The organism is Kitasatospora sp. NPDC059571 (assembly GCF_042735675.1).
Taxonomy (GTDB): Bacteria; Actinomycetota; Actinomycetes; order Streptomycetales; family Streptomycetaceae; genus Kitasatospora.
Window position 1 is genome coordinate 2,959 of sequence record NZ_JBHWBW010000156.1, and the last position, 12,753, is coordinate 15,711.

Annotated in this window: 10 protein-coding genes and 1 pseudogene; 4 read left to right on the top strand and 7 right to left on the bottom strand. The window is 73.5% G+C overall.

The annotated features are described in order from the left end of the window. The 7 genes from ACFV0G_RS18980 to ACFV0G_RS19010 form a co-directional block, all read right to left on the bottom strand. The coding region (locus ACFV0G_RS18980; RefSeq protein WP_380548641.1) for an AMP-binding protein at nt 1–1,493 on the bottom strand (1,493 nt) is incomplete at its 3' end. A 98-nt stretch (nt 1,494–1,591) separates the two neighbouring features. Beyond that, complete coding sequence (locus ACFV0G_RS18985; RefSeq protein WP_380548644.1) at nt 1,592–2,176, bottom strand: RBBP9/YdeN family alpha/beta hydrolase; 585 nt, start codon at nt 2,174–2,176, stop codon at nt 1,592–1,594. After that, nucleotides 2,173–3,507 (bottom strand): MFS transporter, encoded by a 1,335-nt coding sequence (locus ACFV0G_RS18990; RefSeq protein ID WP_380548647.1) that lies wholly within the window; start codon nt 3,505–3,507, stop codon nt 2,173–2,175. The genes ACFV0G_RS18985 and ACFV0G_RS18990 overlap by 4 nt, the downstream gene beginning before the upstream one ends. 31 nt (nt 3,508–3,538) lie before the next feature. Then, nucleotides 3,539–4,453: a TauD/TfdA dioxygenase family protein gene (locus tag ACFV0G_RS18995; protein ID WP_380548649.1), complete on the bottom strand. Its 915-nt coding sequence runs from the start codon at nt 4,451–4,453 to the stop codon at nt 3,539–3,541. 66 nt (nt 4,454–4,519) lie between these two features. Further along, a complete protein-coding gene (locus ACFV0G_RS19000) occupies nt 4,520–5,494 on the bottom strand; it encodes a quinone oxidoreductase family protein (RefSeq protein ID WP_380548652.1) in 975 nt (324 codons plus the stop codon). Nucleotides 5,495–5,553: 59 nt separating this feature from the next. Beyond that, on the bottom strand, nt 5,554–6,612 hold the full coding sequence (locus tag ACFV0G_RS19005; protein ID WP_380548654.1) for a 3-keto-5-aminohexanoate cleavage protein: 1,059 nt from the start codon (nt 6,610–6,612) through the stop codon (nt 5,554–5,556). Nucleotides 6,613–6,944: 332 nt separating this feature from the next. After that, nucleotides 6,945–7,958 (bottom strand): AraC family transcriptional regulator ligand-binding domain-containing protein, encoded by a 1,014-nt coding sequence (locus tag ACFV0G_RS19010; protein WP_380548657.1) that lies wholly within the window; start codon nt 7,956–7,958, stop codon nt 6,945–6,947. Between the two features lie 162 nt (nt 7,959–8,120). On the opposite strand from ACFV0G_RS19010, the gene ACFV0G_RS19015 reads away from it, so the two are divergent. The 4 genes and pseudogenes from ACFV0G_RS19015 (at nt 8,121) to ACFV0G_RS19030 (ending at nt 12,699) form a co-directional block, all read left to right on the top strand. Continuing rightward, nucleotides 8,121–9,128, top strand: a complete 1,008-nt coding sequence (locus tag ACFV0G_RS19015; RefSeq protein ID WP_380548660.1) for a TauD/TfdA family dioxygenase — start codon at nt 8,121–8,123, stop codon at nt 9,126–9,128. Between the two features lie 82 nt (nt 9,129–9,210). Then, nucleotides 9,211–10,713, top strand: coding sequence for a long-chain fatty acid--CoA ligase (locus tag ACFV0G_RS19020; RefSeq protein ID WP_380548663.1), 1,503 nt, complete (start codon nt 9,211–9,213; stop codon nt 10,711–10,713). A gap of 333 nt (nt 10,714–11,046) precedes the next feature. Next, a pseudogene (locus tag ACFV0G_RS19025) lies at nt 11,047–11,547 on the top strand (carbohydrate binding domain-containing protein); the annotation flags it as partial. A gap of 42 nt (nt 11,548–11,589) precedes the next feature. Continuing rightward, nucleotides 11,590–12,699, top strand: a complete 1,110-nt coding sequence (locus ACFV0G_RS19030; RefSeq protein ID WP_380548666.1) for a chitinase — start codon at nt 11,590–11,592, stop codon at nt 12,697–12,699. Nucleotides 12,700–12,753 lie beyond the last annotated feature (54 nt).

Below are 12,753 nucleotides of genomic sequence, written 5' to 3' on the forward strand. Positions count from 1 at the left end.
GCGCGGGGCGGCGGGCGGGGCGGGGCGCCCGCGGCGGCCGCGCGCGGGGCGCGCGGGGGCCCCCCCCGCCCCCCCCCCCCCCGCGGGCCCCCCCCCCCCCCCCCGGCGGGGTCCCAGGAGGCCAGCGCGACGCCGAGCGCGGGGCAGGGTATCCGGCCGACCCGGACGGGCAGCAGGACGCTGGCCCCGGCGAGGACCGAGCAGATGTCGGTGCCGCCGCAGATGGACTGCAGCCGGACGCCCGCCCCGAGGCGGTCGTGGGCCCAGCGCCAGGTGCTCGGCGGCAGCGCGGATCCGGTCTGCAGGACGGTCCGCAGCGCGGTGAGGCCGTACCGGCCGGCGGGGCGGGAGTCCGCCCGCTCGGCGGCGGTGAGGTACGCCGCGCCGACGCCGACCACCGTGGCGCTGGTCCGTTCGGCGATCCGCCAGAGGCCGTCGGTGTCGGGGTGGGTGGGGCTGCCGTCGTACAGCACGAGCGTGCTGCCGTGCAGCAGGCCGCCGACCATGAAGTTCCACACCATCCAGCCGGTGGAGGTGTGGAAGAAGTACCGGTCCCCGGGCCGCAGGTCGCAGCCGAGGCCGAGGGCCTTGAGCAGTTCGACGACGATGCCGCCGTGGCCCTGCACGATGCCCTTGGGGCGGCCGGTGGTGCCGGACGACCAGAGGATCCACAGCGGGTGGTCGAAGGGCACGTCGGCGAAGTCGAGCGGGACGTCCCCGGCGGTCAGCGGGGCCCACCGGTGCTGCCGCACGTCGCCGCGCGGCGACCAGGCGGACGCCGGCGCGGGCGCCGCCGGGCGGAGGTTGTCGATCGTGACCAGGTGCCGGAGTGTGGGCAGCCCGGCGGTGATCTCGGCGACGGCCGCGAGCCGGTCGTGCTCCCTGCCGCCGTGCCGGTAGCCGTCCACGGCCAGCAGGACGGTCGGCTCGGCCTGCCGCAGCCGGGAGAGCACACCGGCCGTGCCGAACTCCGGCGAGCAGACCGTCCACACCGCTCCGACGGCCGCGGCGGCCAGCAGCGCGACCACGGCGTGCGGGGTGTTCGGCAGGTAGCCGGCGACCCGGTCCCCCGGACGCACCCCCATCTCCCGCAGCTCGGACGCCAATGCCCCCACCTTGCGCCGGAGTTCGCGCCAGGAGGTCTCCTCGGGCCCGCCGTCCTCGGTCAGCGCGACGAGGGCGGGCCGCTCGTCGGTGGCCCGGGCGAAGCAGCGTTCGGCGAAGTTCAGCCGTGCCCCGGGGAACCACTCCGCCCCGGGCATGACCGCGTCGCCGAGCACCCTCTCGTAGCCGGAGACGGCGTCGAGGCCGTAGTGCTCCCAGACTGCCGACCAGAAGCCGGCCAGGTCGGCGGTGCTCCACCGCCACAGCTCCGCGTACTCGGAGAACCGCAGCCCGCGGGTGCGTTCCAGCCGGTCCAGGAACCCGGCCAGGTCGGACCCTTCGGTCGAGGCCGGGCTCGGGGACCACAGCAGGTCGGTATCGGTGCTCATCGTCGCCTTCCGGTGGTGCGGGTGGAAAAACGGGGGGCGTGCCCGAGGGTCCCGCGCCTGGCGGGAGCCGTCGGACACGCCCCGGCGTGCCGGTGTCGTCAGTCGAACTCGAGTTCGCGGACCAGCTCCGCCGCCTGCGGCCAAGGACCGTAGCCGGAGGCGGGGTTGAGGTGGCCGACCGCTCCGAGTCCGATCAGGCGGCTGCCCCAGGCGGCCGCCATCCCGGCGACCCTCTGCGGGTGGCCGAGCGGGTCGTCGTCGCTCATCGCGACGATGCTGGGGAACGGCAGGGCCGTTCTCGGCGTCGGGGCCCAGCCCTTCTGCCGGAGCGCCTCCGGGGTGGGGTAGCCCTCGGGCAGCGGGGTGTCGAAGTCCGGCGGGGTTGCCAGCAGTGCGCCGTGGACGGCGCGGCCCGTCCGGAGCGCCCAGTGGACGGTGGTCATCACCCCGGCGCTGTGGGCGACCAGGATCGGCGGGCCCGGGGTCCGGGACACCGTCTCCTCCAACGCGGCGACCCGGGCCTCGCAGTCGATCCGGTCGTCGTCGCCGGCCAGCGGCGGGACGGTGCGGACGTCCCGGCCGGCGGCGGCGAGCCCGTCGGCGAGGACGGTCTGCCTGTGGTCGGCCACGTGGCCGCGCAGGCCGGGGACGATCACGACCGGGGGAGGGGGAGGGGAGCTCATGCGGCTGTCTCCGCTTCGCGGGGGGCCGGGACGGGGCCGTTCAGGCGGCGCAGGTCGGTGCGGTAACGGCTGCGGCCGACCAGGAAGCAGGCCGAGGCCGGCAGGGCGACCAGGGGGACGAGTTGCAGTGCGCCGAGCAGACCCGTGCGGTCCGCGATCATGCCGGTCACCGCGGGGCCGGGGGCCAGCCCGAGCAGGCTGTTCGCCAGGGTGAGCGTGCCGAAGGCGGTCGCCGGGATGGCGTCCGGGGTCAGATTGGCGACCATGGCGGCCGCCGGGCCGGCCGTCGCGCCGGAGAGCAGCGCGCCGGCGCCGAGCAGGACGAGCTGGGGCGCCCCCGTCGGGATCCGGAACGCGGCCGTCAGCAGGGCCAGCGAGCCCAGGCTGCAGGCGATGGCGACGAGCCACTTGCGGGCCGGGTCCGACCGGCTGATCCGGTCGGAGGCCATGCCGCCGCCGATCATGCCGACGCCGATCAGCAGGGCGTAGATCCCCGCCGTGGCGCCGGCCCTGGCCGTGGGCATCCCGTAGTAGCGGTTGAAGAAGCTGGGCAGCCAGGCGATCAGTGCTCCGGGTATGAACAGCTGGAGCCCGCTGCCGACGTAGGCACCGACCACCGAGACCGAGGAGAACAGCTTGGGCAGCAGGGCGCGCAGCGGCGCCGCCGCCGCCCGCTCCGCCCGGCCCGGGCGCGGCCCGGGGTGGAGCCGCTTCTCGGTGACCACGACGGCGAAGACCACGGCCAGGACCAGCCCGAAGATCCCCATGGTGCCGAACGCCCAGCGCCAGCCCAGGTGCTGGCCGACGGCGCCGCCGATCGCGACGCCGAGGACGGAGCCGAACGCGCCGCCGGCGATGAAGGCCCCCGAGAGGGTGGCCCGCATGCCGATCGGGAAGACGCTGAGGACGACGGCGATGCCGACACTGCCGTAGGCGGCCTCGCCGATGCCGACGAAGAGGCGGCCGACGAACATCTGGCCGTAGTCGGCCGCCACCGCACAACCGAGGGTCGCCACGCTCCACGTGATCGCGGCGGCCACCAGGCTCCGGACCCGGCCCCAGCGGTCGGCGAGCAGGGACATCGGGAAGGCCAGCACGCCGACCGCCAGGGCGACGACGCCGCTGAGAGAGCCCAACTTGGCGTCCGTCAGCAGCCATTCGGCCTTCAGCAGCGGGAAGACCGCGTTGAGCACCTGCCGTGACATGTAGTCCGAGAGGAGCAGTCCGAAACTCAGCGCGAAGACCACCCAGGCATAGCGCCGGGACACGGCCGGCGCCTGGGCGGCGGCGGCCGGAGCCGCCGCCGGCTCCGCATCGGTGTGAAACGCCATTGTTACCACCTCACCTGTTGCTGGGACGGGCTCAGAAGGGTCTGTCTCCGACGATCCCGGCGCGCTCCATCCGGCGGACGGCGGGCCAGTAGTCCTGTACGGCGTAGTGCTGGGTGGAGCGGTTGTCCCAGATCGCGACGCTGTTCGGCTGCCAGCGCCAGCGCACCTGGTACTCGGGGATCGCCGCCTGGCTGATCAGGTAGGTCAGCAGGTTGGCCGCGCCCGGGGCGTAGTCCGGGCCGAAGCGGACGTTCTCGGGGGTGTGGTAGTTGACGAAGTGCGTGGTGAAGCCGTTGACGAAAAGGATCTTCTCGCCGGTCTCGGGGTGGGTGCGCACCACCGGGTGCTCGGCGTCCGGGTACTGGGCCTTCAGCCGGTGGCGCGCCTCGGTCGGCATCACCGCGCCGAAGGTCGCCTCGATGCTGTGCCGGGCCCGCAGGCCCTCGATCTGCTCCTTGACGCGGTCCGGCAGCCGGCGGTACGCCTCGGCCATGTTGACCCAGAGCGTGTCGCCGCCGACCGGGGGCGTCACGACGCAGCGCAGGACCGCGCCCATCGCCGGGGTCTCCCGCCAGGTGCCGTCGGTGTGCAGGGCGTTCTCGTAGTGCTCGGGCGGGCTGTCGAGCTCCTTGTAGATGCGGACCAGCCCGGGGTGGTCGGGGTCGCTGCCGGCCACCGGGTGGTCCTCCAGCGGGCCGAACCGCTGCGCGAAGGCGATGTGCTCGGCCCGGGTGATGTCCTGGTCCCGCAGGAACAGGACCTTGTGCTGGAGCAGGAGCTCCCTGATCTCGGCGAACAGGTCGGCGTCGCGCGAGGCGTCGCCGAGGTTCACACCGGACAGTTCGGCGCCGATGGTGCAGGTCAGCGGCTCGACCTTGATCGAGCGGCGGACGGACGGGCGCACCAGGGCCGGTGCGGCCGGGCCGGGGAGGGCGGTCTGGTTCATGTGGATCCTCCGGGGAGGCGGTGGGGTGGCCGCCGGGGGGGGGGGGGGGTCCGCGCCGGGCGCGGGTCAGAGGACGAAGACGGAGGAGCCGGTGGTCCGGCCGCCCTCCAGGTCGCGGTGCGCCTGTGCGGCGTCCTTGAGCGAGTAGCGCTGGTTGATCTCGATCGTGATGCGGCCGGCGGCGACGTGGCCGAAGAGCTCGGCCGCGAGTTCGGCGCGCTCCGCCGGGTCCGCGATGTAGTCGGCGAGCGCCGGACGGGTCACGAACACCGAACCGTGGAGCGCGAGTTGCATGGCGTCGATCGGCGGGACGGGGCCCGAGGCGGTGCCGAAGCAGACCAGCAGTCCGCGGCGCCGCAGCGAGGCGAGCGAACCGGCGAAGGTGGTCCTCCCGACGCTGTCGAGGACGATCGGTACGCCCTCGCCTCCGGTGAGCTCCCGGACCCGCTCGGCGACGTTCTCCTCGCGGTAGTACACGATGTGGTCGCAGCCGTGGGCGCGGGCGAGTTCGGCCTTCTCGGTGCTGGAGACCGTCCCGATCACGGTGAGGCCGAGGAGCTTGGCCCACTGGCAGAGGATCAGGCCGACGCCGCCCGCCGCCGCGTGCAGCAGCACGGTGTCGCCGGCCTTCAACGGGTGGATCCGGCGCAGCAGGTACGCGGAGGTGAGGCCGCGCATGGTCATGGCGGCGGCCGTCTCGAAGCCGATCGCGTCGGGCAGCTTGATCAACGAGCCGGTGGGCATGACCCGTTCGGTGCTGTAGGCGCCGAGCGGGCTGCCGGTGTAGGTGACCCGGTCGCCCTCGGCGAAGCCGGTCACGCCGGGGCCGACGGCCTCGATCGTGCCGGCGGCCTCCACACCGAGCCCGGCGGGCAGCGGGGCGGGGTAGAGCCCCGTCCGGAAGTACGTGTCGGCGAAGTTGAGTCCGACGGCCGCGTGGCGGATCCGGACCTCGCCCGGGCCCGGGGCCCCGACCTCGACCTCCTCCCAGCGCAGGACGTCGGGGCCGCCGGTCTCGTGGAAGCGGATGGCATGGGCCATGGGGTGCTCCGTTGCTGTCTCTCGGGGCGGGTTGGCGGGGTGTCGGGTGCCGAGGGGGATCAGTACTTGACGTCGCGGAGCATGAAGCCGCGCTGCCCGGGGCGGCGGTTCGGCACCATGCCGAGCCGGGCCAGGGTCTCCTCGGTGTCCGCGTAGTACTCGCCGATGTGGTAGATCTCCTTCGCCTCGGCGCCGCTCGCGATGTCGCGGCCGAGGGCGTCGGCGATCGTGACCATCTGCTCGACCTGCTGCACCGAGGTCATCCGCTCGCCCTTGCGGCCCCACAGGTTGTCCTCGTTGCCGACGCGGACGTGGCAGCCGAGGGCGATGCCGATGGCGTTCATCGGGGCGACGGCGCGCATCGAGGCCTCGATGGTGAGCACCGCGCCGTCCGGCGTGCGGCGGACGAACTCGATCAGGTCGGCGGGGTGGCGGCCGGCGAAACCGCCGCCGATGGCCACGTAGTTGAGCACCAGCGGCCCGGTGTACACGCCGGAGCGGATCAGCCGCTCGACGGTCTCCAGCTGGGCGATGGTGGCGAGCTGGAAGTGCGGCTGGATGCCCTTGTCCCGCAGCCGAGCCAGGTGCTCCAGGTAGAACTCCGGCCCGGCCTCCAGGTACATGTCGCGGTACGCGCGGTAGTAGTCGGGCTTCGCTATCGAGGTGCCCTCCAGGTCGTCCGCCGTCATGATCTCGACGATGTTCATCTGGCTGGTGTTGATCGCGATGGTGACCTGGTCCGGCTTGGGGTCCAGCTCGGCGAGCATGTGGCGGGTGTCGTAGGACAGCCACTCGGCGCCCGCGCCCTCGCCCTCGGGGGCGAAGGAGATCGAGCCGCCGATCTGCAGCACCATGTCCGGCACGGCCTGGCGCAGCCGGCCGACCAGCTCGTTGAACATCGACAGCCGCTTGGAGCCCTTGCCGTCCAGCTCGCGGACGTGGATGTGCAGGACGGTGGCGCCCGCGTTGTAGCAGTCGACGGCCGCCTGCACGTGCTCGTCCATGGTGAGCGGCAGGTCGGGGGCGTCGCCGGGCAGCCACTCGGGCCCGTAGGGTGCGGCCTGGATGACCAGCTTCTGCTGGTTCTCGGGCAGCAGGGAGTCGTCGAGGAAGTGCACGGTCCGTCTCCTTCGTCGGATGGTGCGCGCCGGTGCGGCGAGCGACGCCGCGGTACGGGGCGCCGTGGCGCGAGCCGCTTGAGTGCTGAGTGCTGAGTGCTGAGTGCTGCGGTGCGGGGCGGTGCGGGTCCGGCCCGGCGGACGGGGCGGACGGCGTGGTGCTCCCGGCCGGCGGGGCGGAGGCTGCGGGTGGGCCCCCGCCCGGCCCGTCGTTGCGGGGCCGGCGGTCTCTCGCGGTGCAGCAACGGTAGGGCGCGCCGGGCGCCCGTGCTTGACCCTGGGTGACAGCGGACTTTCCATTTGGGGACACCTGCCCCCGGGCGCCGACGCGGTCAGTGATCCGCGGTCTGCCCCCGGCGCTCCCGCCACTCCCGGGCGGTGCAGTCGAACTGCTCGCGGAACCAGCGGGAGAACGCGCTGGGCGCCGAGAACCCCAGCAGGTCGGCGATCTCGGTGAGCGACCGCCGGCTGTTGGCCACGAACTGCTCGGCGAGCTGCACCCGCGTCGTGTTGAGGAGCGAGGAGAAGGTCTCGCCCGACTGCGCGAGGTGGCGGTGCACCGTGCGCCGGTCGACGCCCAGGCTGCGGGCGACCTGCTCGATCGAGCAGCGCCCGGTCGGCAGCAGCACCTCGATCAGCTCGCGCACCCGGTCCGGCACGGTGGTGTCCCGGGGGACGGCGATCGCCTCGAAGTACTGCCGGGCGTACGTCCGCAGCTGCGGGTCGGACATCGCGTTGGGCGAGTCGAGGTCGCCCGCGTAGAAGACGATGCCGTCGAACTCCCGGCCGAACTCCACCGTCGAGCCGAAGACCCGCCGGTGGGTGCCGGTGTCCGCCGGGGCGGGATGGGTGAAGCAGACGGACAGCGGACGCCAGTGGGGGCCGAGGAAGCCGAGCAGGACGCGGTGGAAGGCCCCCACCGCCAGTTCGGTCGCCTGGCGGTGCTCCGTCGGCTCGCCGAGGTCCAGCCCGACCTTGATCGTCGCCAGGCCGTCGCGCTCGGAGAGCCGGGTGTGCAGCACCTCGTTGTACATGTGCTCGTGCCGGAGCATGAGTCCGAGCGCGCTGCGCACGTCCGGCTCCTCCCGGAGGACGAGGCTGATCGGACCGAGGCTGGAGAACCGGCGGAGCTCGGACATCCGCAGGCCGAAGTCCTCGTGCCGGGCGGCGGCGGCCGAGAGCTCCAGCAGGTGGACCACGGCCGCACCGGAGATCCACCGGTCCTGCACCGCGAGGCCGGCGGCATCCAGACCGACCCGCTTCATCAGCGGCTGCGGGTCGAGGCCGAGCGACCGGCTCAGCTCGACGTATCCGCTCAGCGCGGCGGTGCGGACCAGTGGCCTCACGGGATCACCTCCCTCGGTGAATGTCCCCAAGTGGTAAGCCAACTGTCACGTGAAGTCAAGCAGTGCGGCGGGTGGGCTCCTAGCGTTGCACCACCGCCGAGCAGGTCGGCAGCCCGGCCCCTGGCGGCGGCCGGCCGTCCGGCGGGGGAAGGAGCCCACGGAATGCTGCAGGAGCACCTCACCGGACCGGCCGCCTGGCACGGCCCCGACCTGGCGGGCCGCGACGCATGGACCGTCCGGCTGTCGCCGGCGCACCTCGCCGAGCTGGACGCCGCGCTGCACACCGCACGCAGTCGCGGAACCACCCTGCTGAGGTCGACCGCGGCGGACTTCCCGCTGCCCACCCTCGCTGCCGAACTGGACATCATCGCCGACGAGTTGGAGAACGGCCGGGGCTTCGTCCTGGTGAAGGGCCTGCCGGTCGACCGGTACGGCGCGGGCGCGGCGGCCAACGTCCTCTGGGGGATCGGCCGGCACCTCGGCGCCCCGGTCTCCCAGAACGCCGCCGGCCACCTGCTCGGCCACGTCCGCGACACCGGCCGGACGCCGGCCGACCCCGCGACCCGCGGCTACCAGACCCGCACCGCCCTCGGGTTCCACACCGACGGCTCCGACGTCCTCGCCCTGCACTGCCTGCGCCCGGCCGCCGCGGGCGGACGGATCGGCCTGGCCGGCTCCGCCGCCGTCCACAACGCCGTCCTGGCCCGCCGCCCCGACCTGGCCGGCCGCCTCTACCGCCGGTACGCGGTGGACCGCAGGGAGGAGCACGGGCCGGGCGAGCGCCCGTACGACACCGCGCCCCTCGCCTGCCGGCACGAGGGCAGGCTCAGCCTGCGCTACCACCGGCGCCACCTGGAGTCCGCACAGCGGTTCCCCGACGCGCCGCGGCTGGAACCGGCCGACACCGAGCTGTTCGACCTGATCGATTGGGCGGCCTCCTCCCCGGCGGCCCGGCTCGACCTCGACCTGGAGGCCGGCGACCTGCCGCTGGTCAACAACCTCGCCGTCCTGCACTCCCGCTCCGCCTTCCGGGACGGCCCCGGGCACCGACGCCACCTGCCGCGGCTCTGGCTCGCACTGCGCCCGGGCCGGCCGCTGCCGCCCCTGTGGACGGACCGCACCGGGCCGACACCGCTCCCGGCCGCGGCGGCGTCCCGCCCCGCGACGTGATCACCCCGCTGCACCCGGCGGACCGCACGGTCCGCCGGCCCCACCGGAGCCACCACCGGCTCGCCCCGAAGGAGACCACGCCATGACCAACCTCGCCTCGCTCCTGGTGTCCTCGGCCCGGGTGCACGGGGAACGGACCGCCGTCCGGCAGGACGGGACCGTCCTGAGCTACGCCCGGCTGGAGGACGCCAGCGCCCGGCTGGCCGCCCTGCTGCACGCCGACGGCGTCCGGCCCGGCGACCGGGTGGCGCTGGTGCTGCCCAACGTCGCGCTCTTCCCCGTCGCCTACTACGCCGTGCTGCGCACCGGCGCCGTCGTGGTGCCGATGAACCCGCTGCTGAAGGCCCGTGAGATGGCCTTCGTCCTGCGGGACTCCGGGGCCCGCACCGTCCTGACCGCACCGCCCTTCGCGTACGAGGTCGCGGAGGCCGCCGCGGACGCCGGGGTCGGCAGCCTGGTCGTCGAGGCCACCGCCTTCGACGCCCTGCTCGGCAGCATCCCGCCGCTGCACGGGGTCGCCGAGCGGGCCGCCGAGGACACCGCGGTGATCCTCTACACCTCGGGCACCACGGGAACGCCGAAGGGCGCCGAGCTCACCCACCGCAATCTGCTCAGCAACGCCGTGACCTGCGTCGAGACGCTCTTCGAACTCGGCCCGGAGGACGTCCTGTTCGGCGGTCTCCCGCTGTTCCACGCGTTCGGGCAGACCTGCGCGATGAACGCCGCCGCCGCGGCCGGCGCCGCCCTGACCCTGCTGCCGCGCTTCGACCCCCGGCAGGCCCTGGAGATCCTCCGGCGGGACGGCGCCACCGTCTTCCTCGGCGTGCCCACCATGTACACCGCGCTGCTCAACACCGTTGCCCCGGACGGCCGGGACCTCCCGCAGGTGCGGCTGGCCGTCTCGGGCGGCGCGGCGCTGCCCGTCGAGGTGCTGCACTCCTTCGAGCGCTCGTTCGGCACCGTCGTGCTGGAGGGGTACGGACTCTCCGAGACCGCCCCGGTGGCCTCGTTCAACCACCCCGACCGGCCGCGACGGGCCGGCTCGATCGGCCTCCCGGTCCGCGGCACGGAACTCAGGCTCGTGGCCGCCGACCGCAGCCCGGCCGGGCCCGGCGAGGTCGGCGAGATCGCGATCCGCGGCGAGAACGTGATGAAGGGCTACTGGAACCGGCCGGAGGCGACCGAGGAGGCCTTCCAGGACGGCTGGTTCCACAGCGGCGACCTGGCCCGGGTCGACGAGGACGGCTACTACTACATCGTCGACCGGAAGAAGGACCTGATCATCCGCGGCGGGTACAACGTCTACCCGCGGGAGGTCGAGGAAGTGCTGTACGAGCACCCGGCGGTGGCCGAGGCGGCGGTCGTCGGTGTCCCGCACGAGCACCACGGGGAGGAGGTCGCCGCCGTGATCGTCCTCCGGGAGGGTGCGCACACCACCGCCGACCTGATCCGCGAGCACGTCAAGCGCCGGGTCGCCGCCTACAAGTACCCCCGGATCGTCACCTTCGCCGAGCAGCTCCCCAAGGGCGCCACCGGCAAGATCCTCAAGCGCGAGATCGTGGTCGATCAGCCCGCGGCGACCTGACCCGGTCCTGCTCCGCCGGCGGGCCGCGGCGGCAGGCCGACCGCACGACACGGCTCCGGGGCACGGGCGTCGAAGGCCGTGACGGCCCGGGGTCGACTGCCCGCGGTGGCCGAGGACTACTCATCGGTCGTCCCGTACGCAGAAGTTGTGGGCATCGGCCCCGTTCGACCGGGCCGAGGTCTCAAATTGGTCCAGACCTATTGACGGGCCTTGCCGTGCGTTCCTACGATCCGATCCGGCACAGCCTCACATGTCCCCACCTCACCCAGGGCCCGGCGTCACACCCCCACGGACTGGTCATGTCCATGACGCCCGGCGGGAAGGGAGCACAGCATGTTCCGTCGGAAGGCACGTACTCCACATCCGGGCAGGACCGGCCGCGCCGGTCACGGGCGGACCGCCCTGCGGCGCTCCCTCGCGGGGGTGAGCGCCGCCGCCGTCATCGGTGCCGGCCTCGCCGCGGTCGGCTCGGTCACGGCCGGGGCCGCCACCACCAACCTGGTGGCCAACCCCGGCTTCGAGAGCGGACTCTCCAACTGGACCTGCACCGGCGGCTCCGGTGCGGCCGTCAGCAGTCCCGTCCACTCCGGCGCCTCCGCGCTCAAGGGTACGCCGGCCGGCCAGGACGACGCCCAGTGCAGCCAGACCGTCAGCGTGCAGCCCAACGCGCAGTACACGCTGAGCGCCTACGTCCAGGGCAGCTACGTCTACCTGGGCGCCACCGGCACCGGAGCGGCCTCCGACCCGTCCACCTGGACGCCGGGCAACGCCTCGTACGGCCAGCTCAGCGTCAGCTTCACCACCGGGGCGACCACCACCTCGGTGACGGTCTACGTGCACGGCTGGTACGGGCAGCCCGCGTACTACGCCGACGACGTGTCACTCACCGGCCCCGGCGGCTCCAGCCCGTCGCCGACCCCCAGCCCGTCGCCGAGCCCCAGCACGACCGCCAGCCCGTCGCCGAGCCCCACCACGACGACCAGCCCGTCGGCCAGCCCCACCACGACCACCAGCCCCACGGGGCCGGGCGACACCTGCGCCACCAAGCCCAGGCCGTCGGGCAAGGTGCTGCAGGGGTACTGGGAGAACTGGGACGGTGCCGGCAACGGTGTCCACCCCGGCATGGGCTGGGTCCCCATCACCGACAGCCGGATCGCCGCGCACGGGTACAACGTCATCAACGCCGCCTTCCCGGTCATCCTCTCCGACGGCACCGTGCTCTGGCAGGACGGCATGGACTCCGGCGTGAAGGTGTCGACCCCCGCCGAGATGTGCCAGGCAAAGGCGGCCGGAGCGACGCTGCTGATGTCGATCGGCGGCGCCGCCGCGGGCATCGACCTGAGCTCCAGCACCGTCGCGGACAAGTTCGTGGCGACCGTCGTCCCGATCCTGAAGAAGTACAACTTCGACGGCATCGACATCGACATCGAGACCGGCCTGTCCGGGAGCGGCAGCATCGGCACGCTGTCCGCCTCGCAGTCCAACCTGATCCGCATCATCGACGGCGTCCTCGCCCAGATGCCGGCCGGCTTCGGCCTCACCATGGCCCCCGAGACCGCGTACGTCACCGGCGGCAGCGTCACCTACGGGTCCATCTGGGGCGCCTACCTGCCGATCATCAAGAAGTACGTCGACAACGGCCGCCTGTGGTGGCTGAACATGCAGTACTACAACGGCAGCATGTACGGCTGCTCCGGCGACTCCTACCAGGCCGGCACGGTCCAGGGCTTCACGGTGCAGACCACCTGCCTGAACAACGGCCTGACCATCCAGGGCACCACCGTCAAGGTGCCCTACGACAAGCAGGTGCCCGGCCTGCCGGCCCAGTCCGGCGCGGGCGGCGGCTACATGGCGCCGAGCCTGGTCGGCCAGTCGTGGAACGCCTTCAGCGGCCAGCTGAAGGGTCTGATGACCTGGTCGATCAACTGGGACGGCTCGAAGGGCTGGACCTTCGGCGACAACGTCAAGTCCCTCCAGGGGCGCTGATCTCCCCCTGATCTCCCGCTGAGCCGCGCGTGGGGGCTCCCCCCCCCCCCGCGC